Here is a 16,334-nt window from a genome sequence, read left to right on the forward strand (position 1 = left end):
ATGGGGAAATATTTCCCGTCTGCGGGCGAGCCCGGTTGGCATAATTTTATAGCAAATGGCGTACTAACGAACCGGCAGGCCTTTTTTTTATGCTGTAATGCATTCCGCAAAAGCTGTACAGTTGGCCTGTCAGAGGAATTTTAGCGGGAAAATAAATTTTGCAAGATGAGAAAAATTGCCAATCAAAAATTAGTCGACCAGTCGAAATTGGATAACGTTGTCGTGTATCCGGGGGAACCTTATCCCCTTGGCGCAACGTGGGATGGAAAAGGGGTGAATTTTGCACTGTACTCCGAGCATGCGACTGGCGTTGAACTGTGTTTGTTTGATTCACCAGAGAGTCTTACTGAAAACGTTAAGATCCGTATAAGGGAAGTTTCCCATTACGTATGGCATGTATACGTTCCCGATCTGAAACCCGGACAGCTTTACGGCTACCGCGTACACGGTCCATACGAGCCGACAGTCGGGCTGCGATTTAACCCAAACAAACTTTTGATAGATCCTTACGCCAAAGCTATTTCGGGAACGATCCAGTGGCACGATGCGCTTTTCGGTTACAAGATAGGAGACCCTGAGGAAGACCTGAGTTTCAGTGATCTGGACAGCGCCTGCTATATTCCGAAGTCTGTTGTTATAGACCATACTTTCGACTGGGAAGATGTGAAAGCGCCTGAAATTCCGTATCACGATACTATTATTTACGAAGCGCACGTAAAGGGTTTCACCAATCTGCATCCTGATATTCCCGAAGATATTCGGGGAACCTACGCAGGTTTGGCGCACCCGGCAAGTATCAACTATCTGAAAAAGTTGGGTATTAATGCGCTTGAATTGATGCCTGTGCACCATTTCGTATCCGACAGACATTTGAAGGAAAGAAGTCTGACCAATTACTGGGGATACAACTCAGTCGGTTTTTTCGCGCCGGATGTGCGTTACAGCAGTTCAGGTACCCACGGCGAGCAGGTACTCGAATTTAAGAATATGGTGAAGGAAATGCATAAGGCGGGAATCGAAGTGATACTCGATGTGGTGTACAATCACACCGGCGAGGGCAATCAAATGGGGCCGACGCTTTCTTTCAGGGGTATTGATAATATGGCATACTACCGGTTAATGGACGGTCGCTATTATATGGATTACACCGGTACCGGTAATACGTTGAATGCGCGCCTGCCGAATGTATTGCGGTTGATCATGGACAGTTTACGCTACTGGATCACAGAAATGCACGTCGATGGTTTCCGTTTTGACCTCGCCTCCACACTGGCGCGCGAGTTACACGAAGTGGACCGTTTGAGCGCGTTTTTTGATATTATCCACCAGGATCCTATTATTTCACAGGTTAAGCTGATCGCCGAGCCTTGGGATATTGGTCAGGATGGATATCAGGTAGGTAAGTTTCCAATAGGCTGGGCAGAATGGAATGGCCGCTACCGGGATTGTATGCGCGATTACTGGCGGGGTGCAGATAGTATGCTGGCCGAATTCGCTGAACGCTTTACGGGAAGTTCCGATTTATACAAAGGGGAAGATCGTCATCCGACAGCAAGTATCAACTTCATCACTGCGCACGATGGCTTCACTTTGAATGACCTCGTATCGTATAATGAGAAGCGTAACTTCGAAAACGGTGAAAACAATATGGATGGCGAAAGCCACAACCAATCGTGGAACTGTGGCGACGAAGGGCCTTCCGAAGATCCCGAGGTTATCAAGCTCAGAAACCGCCAGAAGCGAAATTTCCTGACTACACTTTTTCTTTCGCAAGGTGTACCCATGCTGGTAGCAGGCGATGAGTGGGGCAGAACGCAGCAAGGGAATAACAATGCGTATTGCCAGGATAATGAGATTTCGTGGCTTAACTGGGACAAAGCCGATCAGGAGCTGCTGGATTTTACCCAAAAGCTGATCGCATTCTGTAAAGCCCACCCTACATTCCGCCGGAAACACTGGTTCCGAGGTATGCCAATTAAGGGAATAGGGCTGGAAGATATTGCCTGGTTTTTGCCCGACGGACAAGAAATGCCCGAGGAAAACTGGAACCACGATTATGCCAAATCGCTGGGTATCTTCCTGAATGGTAAGGGGATACGTCACATGAATCCGAAAGGCGAGCCGATTTACGACGATAGCTTTTATATGATTTTTAATGCGCATTACGAACCGGTACAATACATGCTGCCGCCCGAAAAATATGGCAGTGAGTGGCGGAAAGTGATAGATACCAGCGAAAGCTACGTCAGCGAAAACGGCGAGATATTCAAGCCTGATACAGCTGTAACTGTCGATAGCCGGTCAGTCATCGTTTTTAAACATGCTTTGGAAGAACAAAAAATATGAAGCTCATCAACACAAAACCAGGAATTCCTGGTATCAGATTTAATCATCAGGGAGAAGCCGAAGTTCTGGTCTGGGCGCCAGAGGCGAACGAGGTGACTTTGTCAATTGAAAGTTCTGGCAAAAAAATCAGTCTGGAAAAGCTGGAATACGGATATTGGCATTCCGAAACGACAGAAGTAAAGCCGGGCGATTCTTACCAGTTTGATTTGGGCAATGGAAAACTGTTGCCTGATCCCGCCTCACTTTTTCAGTCACAAGGCGTGCACGGCGCGTCGGAGACGGTTGACCTGAATGCTTTTCAGTGGACCGACGCGCAGTGGGTAAATCCTTCCCTTCCCGATTATATCATCTACGAAGCGCATATCGGGACATTTACTTCCGAAGGAACGCTCGCTGCTATGGAAACGCGCCTGGAATATCTGGTGGAACTGGGCATAACTGCTATTGAACTAATGCCCGTTTCGCAGTTTGCCGGTCCGCGCAACTGGGGCTACGACGGCGTTTTTCCTTATAGTGTTCAGGATTCGTATGGCGGGCCGCAGGCAATGCAAAGCTTTGTAAATGCCTGCCACGCCAAAGGAATAGCGGTAATCCTTGACATGGTTTACAACCACATGGGACCGGAAGGTAATATATTCGGGCAGTTCGGGCCATATTTTACCAATAAATACAATACCCCCTGGGGAGAGGCGATTAATTTCGACGACGCTTGGAGCGATGCGGTGAGGCATTATTTTATCGAAAATGCATTGATGTGGTTCCGCGATTTCCATATCGACGGTTTGCGCCTCGATGCGGTTCATGCGATCAAGGATTTCAGTCCGGTGCATTTGTTGGCAGAGATGAAAATGCGCACGGAAGAACTGAGCAAATCCACAGGAAAGCAGCATTACCTGATCGTGGAAATGGATCTGAACGATACCCGCTATATCAAACCGGGCTCAGAAAATGGTTACGGAATGGATGCGCAATGGGTGGATGAATTTCACCACGCGTTAAGGGTATCTTCCGGCCAGGAAAAAAGCGGCTATTATTCCGACTTCGACCCGATTACCTCGCTTGCTAAGTCATTCCGCGACGCTTATGTCTTCGACGGTATTTATTCCGAGCATCGCAAACGCACATTTGGGGTGAAGGCTGAGGGTTTCCCCGGACACCAGTTTATCGTTTTCTCCCAAAATCACGACCACGTTGGAAACCGTATGCTCGGCGAGCGGACGAGCCAGCTGGTGAGTTTTGAAATGCAGAAGCTGCTGGCCGGAACTGTTATCGTGAGCCCGTTTTTGCCGCTGCTGTTTATGGGGGAAGAATATAGCGAAAGTAACCCGTTCCAATATTTCGTGAGCCACACAGATCCCGAGCTTGCCGAGGCGGTAAGAAAAGGCCGGAAGAGTGAGTTTGCCGCATTTCATATTGAGGGCGACGCGCCTGATCCGGTTGGAGAGGAGACATTTAATAACTCGACACTGCAGTGGAACCTGCTCGAACAAGAGCCGCACCAGACGATGTTCCGCTTTTACAAAGCGCTGATCAAATTAAGGAAAGAGCAGCCTGCATTACGGTCTGCTGACAGGTCAGGCCTGGAAGTCACCGTGCCGGAAGGTTCCGAAACTATCATTTTGGAGCGGAATACCGGCGGGCAGCGCATTTTAGGTATTCTTAATTTTTCCAAAAACACGGAGGATATTACTTTGCCTGCGGGTCAAAACTGGCAGAAGCTGATTGCTTCGTCGGATGAAGAATGGAATGGGGAACAAACTTTACCTGAAAAAACGGACGGTAAGCTGACTGTTGCGGCTGAATCGTTTTCACTATTCGCAGCCTTATAAATTGCGGATTTTGATCCTGATATCCTGAGGTGCAGGCTCGTCCCCGCCGAAGTAGGGCAGCAGTTTATAAGCAACGCCGACCCCGCCCGTGCAGTGTCGCGGCATACTGGTTTCCATTCCGCGGAATGTAAATAGATAAGAATTGTCGCGCAGTGCGATCTTGAAGCTGGCCGGCTCATTTAGTTCGGCGGTACCGAGTTCTTTTTCCTGCCGCGTCCCGTTCACATATACATAAGCATAAATACGCAGTGCCCCTTCGCGCCAGTTCCAGCCGAAGCGGGCACTGTTGCTTTGGTGCCCTGAGCTGCAATCCGAAAACCCGTACAACTTATTGATATCGTTCTGATTCTCAGGTATTGCATTCTGATAAACGCAGCTGCTGTCGAATACCGCCTGAAAATTCATGGAAGAGGAAGTGAAGGGCGTATTCAGATTATTCTCCACCTCGTGCCGGCCTTCGCGGATCGTATAAGTAACGAAATCGTCACCAAAACTAGGCGCATTGCCGATCCACTCGCAGGAGCTCAGGCCGATGATGATCAGTAAGAAAGCGATATATTTCATCGGTAACATTTTAAAACCTCCATATCAACGAAAGTACGGTTCTTAAATTACCTTTTCTGCTATCCTTCCCTGTAAGAAGTAGGAGGTACGGTCATTTTTTTCTTGAATATCCGGGAAAAATAGAACTCGGATTCAAAGCCGGTCTTGAATGCAATTTCGGAAACTGATAAAGAAGATTCCCGCAGCATCTGACAAGCTTTTTCTATTTTTAAATTCAAATGATATTGACCCGGAGAAGTGCCTATCACTTCTTTAAACGCTTTTCTAAACCAGCCGTAACTCACTCCGTGCTGGGCAGCCAATTTCTCCATATCGATGATATCCGTACTGTGCTCGTGGATCTGGTAGCGCATCCGGTGAACTAGCTTTTCTTTATGGGACCGCGACCGGTCGGTCATTAACGCCGACGCATAAACGAGCCCGAGCAGCTGGATCACCAGGCAGGACGATATTTGTTTGAATGCTATTCCTTCGAATTTGAGCGTTTGAACGAGCCTGATAAATACATTGAGCAGCTCAGAATTAAAACCGATGCGGATAAGCGGACTGTCAGGTTTGAAGCATTCCTGGCGCATTAAATATTCGGAATAATGTCCGCCGAAACCCACCCAGAATTCCTCCCAGCCTGTTTCCTGAGAAGGCTTGTATCGGTGCCAAACATTCGGGAAAAGCAGAAATGCGGTACCGGCTTCTACGAGGGTCGGAGGGATGGTCTCGGTTTCAAATACGCCGCTGCCACTTGAAATATAAACGAGCTGAAATTCCTGGATCACCCTGCCTTTTTCCCAGTCAAAATAATAACTGTCCGGGTGGTTATTGTCGGGGTACAGTTTTCCCGCCGGGTGCAGGTTGTGACCAACATTCAAGATCGAGACACCCCAGTTCGGTTCCGAGTCAGCCAGCTCTTCAAGTTGTTCGGTGCTGAAATACTTTCTGTACAGTTCCATATCAATATGTGCAAATAATGAATCACTTTATTCATTGACTGCGATCTTATTTATGTCCTACTTTTGCGAACCAAAGTTTCATTTAGCGGGCTCAAATCTACTAAATGCAGTTTTTAAATCAAACAAGCTGAGCTGCGGAATCTACCTTTATTATTTCGAATTTGTATTTTTTGATATGGTAAGTCACAGCAGCTACCGGCTTAAAGTCGGGCTTTTCGGCATCGGATTACAAGCCTATTGGGAACAGTTTGACGGGCTGGAAGAAAGGCTCAAAGGCTACCTGGAAACCGTTTCCGAAAAGCTGGGCAGTTTTGGCGCTGAGATCGTCAACCTCGGGTTGATCGATTCGCCCGAAAAAGCGCTCGACGCCGGGCACGAGTTCCGGCGCGCCGACGTGGACCTGCTGTTTTTGTATGTTACCACCTACGCACTTTCCGCCACTGTACTTCCGGTAGTCCGCCGCGCAAAAGTGCCGGTGATCGTATTGAACCTGGCGCCCGAAGCAGCTATCGACTACAAATGGTTTAACCAACTCGGCGACAGGACCAAAATGACTGGCGAGTGGCTGGCTTACTGCTCCGCGTGCCCCGTGCCCGAGATTGCGAACGTATTCAACCGCGCAAAAATCCCGTTTAGCCAGATTACCGGAATGCTCCACGACGATCCGCTTGCCTGGGATGAGGCGAGGGAATGGATCGAAGCGGCGCAGGTAGCCCATATTATGACGCACAATCGGCTGGGGGTAATGGGCAATTATTATGGAGGAATGCTCGATATTTATTCTGACCTCACTTTGCAAACTGCCACTTTCGGCGGACATATTGAAGTGATTGAGGTAGACGAACTTTCTGCATTGCGTGAGCAGGTAAGTGAACCAGAAGTCAAACAGATGCTGGCGACATTTCACTCGACCTTTGAGATCAAGGAAGATTGCGCTGAAATTGAGCTGGATAGAGCTGCAAAAACAGCTGTGGCCTTGGACAAGCTCGTTGAAAAATATCAGCTGGGTTCGATGGCATATTATCATAAAGGTACCGGCAATGCATGGAATGAAAATACCATGAGCTCTGTGATATTAGGCAACTCACTGCTCACAGCCCGCGGTATTCCAGTCGCCGGCGAATATGAAATCAAGAATGCGCAGGCGATGAAAATTATGGATAGTTTCGGCGCAGGCGGTTCATTTACAGAATATTATGCAATGGATTTTAACGATGATATTGTATTAATGGGCCACGACGGACCGGGACATATTGCGATTGCGGAAGGAAAAACAAAAGTCCGGCCGCTGTATGTGTATCATGGAAAAGTCGGGAATGGGCTGTCTGTGGAAATGAGCGTGAAGCACGGGCCGGTTACATTGCTTTCGGTGGTAGAAACGGTGGATGGAAAGGTGATTTTGCTCGTCGCAGAGGGAGAATCAGTCGCCGGTCCGGTCCTTGAAATTGGTAATACCAACAGCCGCTACCGTTTCTCTTTGGGCGCGCGGAAATTTGTAGCATGCTGGAACGGTCACGGTCCGGCTCACCATTGTGCAGTAGGAATAGGGCATATCAGCTCCAAAATCAGCAAGTTGGGTCAGTTATTGGGTATTGAGACAAGGATAGTTTGCTAGCTAAACCCACACTTCCATTTTTACCCACATTGCTGCAAAAAGAAAGCCGGATTCAGAAATTCTGAACCCGGCTCTCGGTCTAATCACAATAAACACAAAGACTTACACTCTAATTTTCACTTTGCTTATTAAGGCTATGGTGATCCTTCTGATTATTGGTAATGTGATTACCTTTCACCATTTCCTCTTCCTTGTGCCTACTGTCCAAATTGTCTTTGTTTTCAGGCCTTGCCCGGGGATTCTGGCTTTGACTCATCGTCCCCGAATTCTGTGACTGTCTCATGACAACTGTTTGTTTGATTATGGTCTTAATAATCTAATTATCGTGCCAAAGATTCCAGTCAAAAGACTATAATGCTTTTATTCAGTCGGCGTAATTGTGCGTCTGGTACCTTCATAAAGCTCGTATTCCAGTAAACGACAGTCGATTTTACCAGAATAAAACTCAATTCTGCGCTTGGCTTTCAAGCCGATCTTCTTGGCCAGATCCAGGTTTCCAGTGAAGATGTAACCGGAATATCCTCCACACTTTTGTTTCATAAAATCACCAATTCGTCCATAAGTCTCTTCAAGTTCCTGCTCTTCGCCCAACCGCTCGCCGTATTCCGGATTGACAAAAAAGACACCCTTATTTTCCTGTGGAATCTCTGTATCAGCAAAATCGCAAACCGAAAACTCAATCATATTTGCTACTCCGGCAGCAATTGCGTTCTTCTTCGCATTCTCAATCGCTTTCTCGCTATGGTCGGTTGCGATGATCCTCAAACCGGGAGCCTCGGTAATCTGGGCTTCCACTTTGTCCTGTTCTGCATAATAAAACTCTTCGTCGTAACCGTGGAAATACATGAAAGAGTAATTATTCCTGAAAAGGCCGGGTTTGCTGTTGGTCGCGATCAATGCAGCCTCGATCGCCAGCGTGCCCGCGCCGCACATTGGATTAATGAATGCAGATTTCCTGTCCCACTTACTCGCCAGGATAGTAGCTGAGGCGAGCGATTCGAGCATAGGCGCCTGTCCCGGGATTTTGCGGTAACCGTGGCGCGCGATCGTTTCTCCCGATGTATCAATAAAGATCTCAGCCTGGTCTTCTTTCCAGAAAAGATGTATCACAGCCCGGTCCATTTCAGAGCCGGAAGAAGGCCGAATGCCCTTTTTAGCCCTGATCCGGTCAACAATCGCATCTTTTACCTTCACATTCACGAACATCGAGTTGTTGACAGTTTCATTGTGAACGTTGCTGGTTACGGAGAAAAAACCGTCTTCCGGCAAAAGATCTTCCCAAGGTATTTCAGATAAAAAGCGGTACACGTCGGTCGCATTCCGGGAAGTGAATTTACCCAGACTATACAACACCTGACTTGCGCAGTATAGGTTTATATTCAATCTGATACAGTCATTTGCTGTACCTGTAATGCGGAGGCCGGTCGCAAACGTTTCTTCTACCTCATAGCCGAGTTCCTTTACTTCCTGTTCCAGAAAAGGAGCCAGGCGACGGTAGCACGTAATGATGATATTGGCCGGGGTATTATATATTGACATCGGAAATTATGAGCGTTAATGGCCTGCAAACATACTAAGAATATTGCTGGCTGATCAACTCGTGACAGATCCTGGCGCCCGCCATACCGCCCGCAGCAACTGCGCCGGAGACGGATCTTGCCATTGCGGTATTATCACCAGCTGCAAAAATGCCGGCTATATTGGTCTTCTGAGTTGGATCTACCACAATATGACCTTGCGGGCTTAACATGCAGCCGAGCTGTTCCGGGAGCTGGCAATGCTGTATAAACGGCGGTCGCGAATACAGCGCTTTCAACCTGTGTGTTTCCTGATCGGCGAATACGAGCTGGCTGATGTACCCGTTTTTATGCTCGATTTCAGTGATTATTTTCTCGTTGAGACCGACACCGATTTGGGTTAAGGTTGCTCTGATAAGATCGTCAAATGTTGCAGGACCGTTTGTGAAAATGGTCAGTTTCGGTGTCCAGTTGCGGATCAGTTTTGCAAAGTCAAGCGTCATTTCACCGTTTGTCATAATGCCTGTTTCCTCGTCGCGGTATTCGTATCCGTGGCAAAACGGGCAATGTATCACACTGATTCCCCAGCATTCGGAATGGCCGGGCAGGTCGGGCATCAGATCTTTCACACCGGTCGCGAAGAGCAATTTTTTGGCTTTCAGCTGCTGGCCATTTTGTGTGTTGATCGTAAAATCATTGTCCGTGCCGGAAGCATTTACAGCCAGATCTTCTATAAAATGCACGGTCGGGTAGGCGAGTACCTGCTCCTTTGCAGAGGCAGCAATGGCCGCTGGCGTGTCGCCGTCGTGGGTGATAAAATTGTGTGAATGCGGGGTTTGTGCATTGCAGGGTTTACCGCTGTCGATAATTGCAACTTTCCACATCGAGCGGCCGAGCGCCATGCCGGCCGATAATCCGGCATAGCTGCCGCCGATGATCACTACATCAAAATCGTGTTCAGATATCATTTGTTTTTTGTTTAAAATGTCTCAAATGTGAGACATGTATGGGTAAAAAATTTTACAGCCCTATTCCTCGACTGAATGAAAACCAGCCTAGCTTCTTAACCACTTCTAAATCATTTTGCGGATTATTTCTGGAAGAAACGGAAGCGCCTACAATACCCTGGAACAGTTGGTGCATCCATTCCACCGTCATCATTGAGCTGATCAGCCCTTCCTTTTGAAGATATTGCAAATGCGATTTCCAGACAGAGAAAGTGTCATCATATTCGGCACATTCCTTGTCATGTGCACGATGATCGTGGTCGTGTAAAGTGTGTAGTTTGTGCAAAAAAGTGTCCTTTGTGCCGCATTCTATTCCTGCATAGAACATGTATTCAAGTCGCTTTACAGGGTCTTCGGTACTGTCATACGCTTTCTGCATAGCCTTGTGACAAGCTTTTCTGATCTCCGTTTTGCATTTCTGCATCAGCTCGTTTCTGTCTTTGAAATACCTGTGGAGCGTCCGCCGCGTCGTCTGCGCCTTTTCCGCCACCTTTTCCAAAGGCGCAGAAAGATCCTCATTGAATATAAGGATCGCTGCTTCGATGATGCTTTGTTCGGTGTCTTTCAAGGAGAAATTATGTTTTATGCAAATGTAAGTGTTTTGTCTCAAATGTGAGACATACTGCTTTTTATTGTAAAAATTAATGTGACCGAATCGGAAGACTGACGTCTAAACAAAAAATCAATTTGTTTAGCCAGACTTTCTGATGAAGAAACTATTACTGCTTTTTGTCTTTTGTGTAAATCAGCTTTTCGCCCAGCCTACCAGCACCCAAAACTACATCCTGACGCGCACCTACAAACAAACCGGCGCGGCGGCGGGCGATGTGAGCAAAGTATCGACCCAGGTCCAGTACTTCGACGGGTTGGGAAGACCGGTTCAGACGGTCGATGTGGGCCAAAGTCCGTCAGGTTCCGATTTGATAGGCGGTTCCAGCTACGACGTTTTGGGACGGCTATCTCAAAAGCATTTGCCTTACCCGGCAGCGGGCAGCGGTTCTTTTCAGCCGAATGCAGCGAATTCTTCTGCAAGCTTTTATCAATCGGCACCGGCTGGGCTGGATGCTTCGGATTTGGGCAAACCCTACCAGCAGACCTTCTACGAAAAATCCCCGCTCGGTAGGGTTACCGGTCAGCAGGCGCCTGGCAACAAAAGCGCAGCTTCGGTTATCAAACACAAGGTCAATGCAGCCAATCAGGTCAAACGCTACGATTTCGACCTAAGTAACAATACTTTATCGCAGGCCGGCCACTACGCAGCAGGGAGTTTATCCTGGATCAATGAAACCGACGAGGCTGGGAATGTTACCAATACCTTTACCGATAAGCTGGGCCAAATCGTCTGCGAGCAGATCGTCGCCTCGGCCCAGCAAACCCTTTCGACTTACTATGTGTACGATGATCTGGGGCTATTGCGAGCAGTTTTGCAGCCGGGCTACCAGGACAACCCTTCGCTTTCCGAGCAGGCATTTACTTACAGCTACGACGAGCGCGGCAGGAACATTTCCAAAACCATCCCCAGTGCTGGGACAACCGAGCTGGTCTACGACCGTTTCAACCGGCCGGCGCTTTCACGCAATGCGGGCCAGGCCGCGCGCGGCGTTTGGGGTTTTACCAAATACGACGGAAGAAACCGGCCAATTGCCACTGGCGAAGTCGCCTCGGACCAAAGCCGGGCAGACTGGTCAGCAGCAGTAGATGTCAACACACTTCACCACGAAGAGCGCAGCAATGGGCAAATAGCGGGCTATACCCTGGACAAAACAGCGCCGAAAACAGCTACGGAAGCCAATCTTCTAAATATCACTTTTTACGATGATTACGCTTTTTCCAAAGCAGCCAATCTGGCTTACAGTTCAGTCTACTACCCTGCAAATAACGCCAATGTAAAAGGCTACCCAACCGGCACCCGCGCCCGGGTATTGCCCGCGGCAGGCGGCACCGGCGCCTGGCTGACCACTGTCAATTACTATGATGCCGAATACCGCCCGCTGCAAACCAACCGCGAATTATACGGACTAGCCGCAGGCGCAATCGAAAGGGTATCTAGCCAATACTTGTACGATCTGGCGCCGGTAATATCAGCGCAGAAAACCGAGCAGATTCTAGGTGGTAACAATACCAACACGCACGTTGCTACCTATACCTACGATCACGCAGACCGCCTTTTGAGCACGCATGAAACGGTAAGCGCGCCAACTGGTTCACACGAAGCTTACACGACCGCGCAGCGATACAATCCGCTAGGGAAGCTGTACACGAAGTGGCTGCAGTCGAAAGACGGCAATTACTTTCTGAGAAAAACGACTTATACCCAAAACATCCGCAGCTGGCAAACCTCAGCAAAAACTGTCTACAAAAAACAAAACGATGGCCCCGAGCTTGCATTCTTTGGCTACGGGCTGGCCTACCTGAAAGGAAACAGCTATACAAATGGCAACATCAGTCAAATGGACTGGCAGGACAAAACCCTGCCTGCAAAAGGGCTAAGTTTCACCTACGACGGCGCAAGCCGGCTGACCGCCTCGACCGGGATCAATGGCTACACCGACACCGAGCAGTCAATCACTTACGACCCGAACGGCAACCTGAAAACGCTCACCCGCGCCGGCTCAGCCCAGGACCAGCTGGTTTATGCCTACTCCGGCAACAGGCTTACCTCAGTCACCGACAATTCGGCCAGCAACACCGGAATAAAAGCCGGTCTAAGCAGCTACGCCTACGACGCAAACGGCAATATGACCACTGACGGCGGGCGAAATGCCACCATCACCTACAACCAGCTGGACCTTGCCAAAACCGTCAAGATCGGGGCAAAGACATTTACTTATGATTATGATGCATCAGGGCGGAAGCTGCAATATGTTGCCGACACGATCACGCTTCAATACGCAGGGATCTTCGAGTACCGGAAGGTGGGAAATGTCAGCAGCTTGTACCGGGTGCAGCTGGCGGCGGGCGAAGCAGCCTTAATAGCCGGCAAACCCGTTTTTCATTATGCATTGAAAGATCATCTGGGCAGCACCAGGCTGGTCTTTGACGAAAAGGGCAGCACGCTGCAACGGACGGATTACTATCCGTTTGGGCTATGTATTAACCGCGACGGGGCGGTACCGAAAGTGCAGGATTGGGCCAACCGGTATTTGTATAATGGCAAGGAGCGGCAGGTTGGAGCAGGGTATGTGGACTATGGGGCAAGGATGTACATGCCCGAGATCGGCCGGTGGGGCACAACCGACCCGATGAGCGAGGTAGCAAGACGTTTTAGTCCCTACACTTACGGCAACGATAATCCGCTTATCTTCATTGATCCGGACGGAATGCAAAGCTGGCACTTCGAAGGCAAAGCCGCCGAGGAAATGTTCCGGCAGGAGCAGCGGGAGCAAGAAGATAGAGAGAAGAAACGGGCTGAGAAGGACAAACCCTTTGGGCTGCTGGCGCGAATGAAGGCGACCGGCTGGGAGCCGGGGCAGCAGCTGCCGGTGGTGGATGGGATTGAGGTGGATCATACGATTGATTTTACGATCATTCCGATTGCTAAGCCATTAGAATGGTTATTTAAGCCGCTTGTTGGGTTGGTGCGGGCGCAGTGGTTGGGCAGGGTTGGGGCTAAGGAAGGAACCCAGTCTGCTCAATATACTTTTACTAAATCAGCCGGAAAGCATTTAACGGAAACCGTTTCTAGGGGAGCGAACAAAGGGCAATTGGCAAGACCTTACATGAATTCGCCTTTAATTATTCAAGAAATTATGTCTACCGGCAAGGGTATCCCAGATGCTTATTTTAAGGGTGGTGTGAATTGGAAAGTTCCAGGAACATTTAATGGTTCAAAAGGTTTTTATGAATTGGGAATTAATCCTACAACGAATGTTATTTATCATTTTAATTATGTTCATTGATCATGGAATTTTTGATAGAATACACTGATATTATTGAACAAAAGGAGCTATTATACGATATTGAAGAATGGTCTTTTAATACAGAGCCACGAGTTCAGGAGATTAATTTTGATATCTCAATAAACAAATTAAATCTTACTGCAATTAATGATGATAATAGAATTGTTCAAGTATCGGGATTTTGTGGGTTAGATAAAAAAATGAAATCGGAGTTTAATGTTCCGTATAGACAAAAGGGAATGTTAAAAATTTTGGATGACTTACCATCAGGCTTGGGCTCCTACCAAGTTGGTGAAATTGATTTTCCTGTATTTCTCAATATGAAAACTGGGTGGGTATGTATAGGTAACCCTAAGAAAAAGGGCAAGGCAGTCGAATTTATCAAAGATTGTGTTGCAGTAATAGGCCATAATCGAGAATTTATATCGCTTTGGCTAAAACCTCAAACACTACCTGAAATTTAAAATCCATATGCTGCATGTTAGTGCCCGTGCCTTGTCTTTCCGATTTTTATTAGATTTCACGGCATACGCAGCTGGCATTTCGAAGGCAAAGCCGCCGAAGATATGTTCCGGCAGGAGCAGCGCGAGCAGGAGGATAGAGAGAAGAAACGGGCAGAGAAGGATAAGCCGTTTGGGTTGTTAGCCAGAATGAAAGCCAGCGGCTTGGAGCCGGGGCAGCAGCTGCCAGCGGTGGATGGGATTGAGTCGGATCATACGATTGAATCGTTTGCAATGCCGCTGGGCAAGCCAGTTGAGTGGGCTGCGAAGTTGATCAGGGCAAGTTGGTTGTGGAGGGGTATTGGGAAGGTTGCCACAAAAGGAGAGACGATCGTCTATCGAGTATTTGGAGGAGATGCCAGAGCACAAGGATTCTCATGGACAACAGTAAATCCCACATCCATCAGCGATTTTAGGAATCTTGCAGGTTTGCCTTCTGGCGGAGCAAGTGGAGCAATTAATACTGCAGAATTTATGATAAAAGGTAAGACGAGTATTAACAGCATCATAAAATCTCGTCCAGCACTACCGTTAGACGGAAACATCGGAGGATTACCAGAACTTATTATAGATCCGAAGAATATTAAAATAATTGATTTCAAAGTACTCAAACCATAATCATCAGAGATGGATCAAAAATATAAAGGTATGACTGTTAATGAGCGACTCTATATAAGTGGCCTAATGGATGAATTTGACTTGGCAGTCAAAGAGAATAATACGGCAAAGATTATAGAAATTCTCAAGAAAGTCGAGATAACAGACTTCGATGCACTATATCAGATATTGAAAGAACTAAGACTCGATCAAATTTAAGATGAGCCGGGCTTACAGTTATAACGCAGAGTTGAAATACACTACGTCGGACAGTGGTCTAATGGCGTTTTAAAAGCAGTTGATGATTTTAAATTTAAGTAAGTATGAAAATAACTTGTAAAGCAACGACATGGGAGAGATCTGATCAAAACAATATGGACACGGTTCACTTAAATATTGTCGATTATACTTTCGGAGGTTATGGATTAGAATTAGGTAATAAACATCTCGTAATGGGAGTCGTATCTTACAAAGATTCCAATACAATATATTATTTAATTGATACTTATGGAAAACCATTTTGGTTTCCGTCCCAGTTGTTTGAAATATTAGACCACTCTGTACCACAAAACTGGTTTATAAATGTTTATTGTGGAAACGAAACTAGTAACGTGAATACTTTGCTTGGATTTGATGAGTTGGTGAAAGATGAGGATTTTCACGATCAATTAATAGAACGAGATGAGGAGGTATTACGCCTTTATTTCAAAAGAAAAATTGAATTAGAGCAAAGCTGTTGATAATTGCAATTCCATAAAAGTGGTATAAATATTATGGCGAACAAAAATATGGACTTTCAAAAGTGCGATGTTTATGAAATATAACGGGCTTAATTAATCAAATCACGATAACTGGTATTGCGAGCCATTACCCGGAAAAGTTGAGAGTCGTTTTGTAGAAACGGAGCATAAAGAAGGCGAAAGCTTACATCAAAGAATGCAAGGCTGAGTAATTGGAAAAAATATTCTTTGTTTTTGTTCCCAAAAATTTAACATGAATTAACGCATTTAGCACAAAAAACCAGCACGTCCGGGCTTGTAACTTAGCCTACAAATCTTAGTATTCCGGACTGCATGCAAAGCTGGCACTTCGAAGGCAAAGCCGCCGAAGAAATGTTTCGCCAGGAGCAGCGCCAGCAGGAAGACCGGGAAAAGAAGAGGGCGGAGAAGGATAAACCGTTTGGTCTGCTGGCGAGAATGAAGGCAACCGGCTGGGAGCCGGGGCAGCAGTTGCCGGCGGTGGATGGGATCGAGAGTGATCATACGATTGACTTCAAGATCATTCCGATTGCTAAGCCATTGGAATGGCTGGTTAAGCCACTTGTTGGGTTGGTTAGGGCACAGTGGTTGGGGAGGGCCTCTATTCAGGAAGCACAGTACACTGTAGAAACATTAGCGGGATTCTATATAAGACGCAATTCCACAATTTCAAAAGGAACATATACGAGAACTATTCAGGCTCTCGCTAGTTTGGATGAAGGGACCAGCATTACAAAACTTTAAAAAACATTCGA

Annotated in this window: 14 protein-coding genes; 8 read left to right on the forward strand and 6 right to left on the reverse strand. The window is 47.3% G+C overall.

Annotated features, from left to right (window positions below; all coding sequences use genetic code 11):
* The first annotated feature begins 165 nt into the window (after window positions 1-165).
* On the forward strand, window positions 166-2,346 hold the full coding sequence (gene glgX / locus KOD92_RS07750) for a glycogen debranching protein GlgX (protein WP_215232981.1): 2,181 nt from the start codon (window positions 166-168) through the stop codon (window positions 2,344-2,346).
* Window positions 2,343-4,175, forward strand: a complete 1,833-nt coding sequence (gene treZ, locus KOD92_RS07755; protein WP_215232982.1) for a malto-oligosyltrehalose trehalohydrolase — start codon at window positions 2,343-2,345, stop codon at window positions 4,173-4,175. The genes glgX and treZ overlap by 4 nt, the downstream gene beginning before the upstream one ends.
* On the opposite strand, the gene KOD92_RS07760 is transcribed toward treZ, so the two are convergent.
* The gene (locus tag KOD92_RS07760) at window positions 4,170-4,739 is read right to left on the reverse strand and encodes a hypothetical protein (RefSeq protein WP_215232983.1); all 570 of its coding nucleotides are present in this window, start codon (window positions 4,737-4,739) and stop codon (window positions 4,170-4,172) included. The genes treZ and KOD92_RS07760 overlap by 6 nt on opposite strands.
* Before the next feature lie 59 nt (window positions 4,740-4,798).
* Window positions 4,799-5,686: an AraC family transcriptional regulator gene (locus tag KOD92_RS07765; protein WP_215232984.1), complete on the reverse strand. Its 888-nt coding sequence runs from the start codon at window positions 5,684-5,686 to the stop codon at window positions 4,799-4,801.
* 175 nt (window positions 5,687-5,861) lie between these two features.
* On the opposite strand from KOD92_RS07765, the gene KOD92_RS07770 reads away from it, so the two are divergent.
* On the forward strand, window positions 5,862-7,301 hold the full coding sequence (locus KOD92_RS07770) for an arabinose isomerase (RefSeq protein ID WP_215232985.1): 1,440 nt from the start codon (window positions 5,862-5,864) through the stop codon (window positions 7,299-7,301).
* Window positions 7,302-7,410: 109 nt separating this feature from the next.
* On the opposite strand, the gene KOD92_RS07775 is transcribed toward KOD92_RS07770, so the two are convergent.
* The 4 genes from KOD92_RS07775 to KOD92_RS07790 all read right to left on the reverse strand — a co-directional run bounded on the left by KOD92_RS07775 (window position 7,411) and on the right by KOD92_RS07790 (window position 10,393).
* Window positions 7,411-7,584, reverse strand: coding sequence for a hypothetical protein (locus KOD92_RS07775; RefSeq protein WP_215233523.1), 174 nt, complete (start codon window positions 7,582-7,584; stop codon window positions 7,411-7,413).
* A 77-nt stretch (window positions 7,585-7,661) separates the two neighbouring features.
* Complete coding sequence (locus KOD92_RS07780; RefSeq protein ID WP_215232986.1) at window positions 7,662-8,840, reverse strand: THUMP domain-containing class I SAM-dependent RNA methyltransferase; 1,179 nt, start codon at window positions 8,838-8,840, stop codon at window positions 7,662-7,664.
* A 34-nt stretch (window positions 8,841-8,874) separates the two neighbouring features.
* Complete coding sequence (locus KOD92_RS07785; RefSeq protein ID WP_215232987.1) at window positions 8,875-9,786, reverse strand: NAD(P)/FAD-dependent oxidoreductase; 912 nt, start codon at window positions 9,784-9,786, stop codon at window positions 8,875-8,877.
* Window positions 9,787-9,838: 52 nt separating this feature from the next.
* Window positions 9,839-10,393, reverse strand: coding sequence for a TetR/AcrR family transcriptional regulator (locus tag KOD92_RS07790; RefSeq protein WP_215232988.1), 555 nt, complete (start codon window positions 10,391-10,393; stop codon window positions 9,839-9,841).
* Between the two features lie 139 nt (window positions 10,394-10,532).
* On the opposite strand from KOD92_RS07790, the gene KOD92_RS07795 reads away from it, so the two are divergent.
* The 5 genes from KOD92_RS07795 (at window position 10,533) to KOD92_RS07815 (ending at window position 16,323) form a co-directional block, all read left to right on the forward strand.
* Complete coding sequence (locus KOD92_RS07795; protein WP_215232989.1) at window positions 10,533-13,724, forward strand: RHS repeat domain-containing protein; 3,192 nt, start codon at window positions 10,533-10,535, stop codon at window positions 13,722-13,724.
* Window positions 13,725-13,726: 2 nt separating this feature from the next.
* A complete protein-coding gene (locus KOD92_RS07800; RefSeq protein ID WP_215232990.1) occupies window positions 13,727-14,188 on the forward strand; it encodes a hypothetical protein in 462 nt (153 codons plus the stop codon).
* Window positions 14,189-14,290: 102 nt separating this feature from the next.
* Window positions 14,291-14,842, forward strand: a complete 552-nt coding sequence (locus tag KOD92_RS07805) for a hypothetical protein (protein WP_215232991.1) — start codon at window positions 14,291-14,293, stop codon at window positions 14,840-14,842.
* Between the two features lie 302 nt (window positions 14,843-15,144).
* The gene (locus KOD92_RS07810; protein WP_215232992.1) at window positions 15,145-15,561 is read left to right on the forward strand and encodes a hypothetical protein; all 417 of its coding nucleotides are present in this window, start codon (window positions 15,145-15,147) and stop codon (window positions 15,559-15,561) included.
* 333 nt (window positions 15,562-15,894) lie between these two features.
* The gene (locus KOD92_RS07815; protein ID WP_215232993.1) at window positions 15,895-16,323 is read left to right on the forward strand and encodes a hypothetical protein; all 429 of its coding nucleotides are present in this window, start codon (window positions 15,895-15,897) and stop codon (window positions 16,321-16,323) included.
* Window positions 16,324-16,334 lie beyond the last annotated feature (11 nt).

This window comes from Dyadobacter linearis (genome assembly GCF_907165045.1).
GTDB classification, from domain to species: domain Bacteria; phylum Bacteroidota; class Bacteroidia; order Cytophagales; family Spirosomataceae; genus Dyadobacter; species Dyadobacter linearis.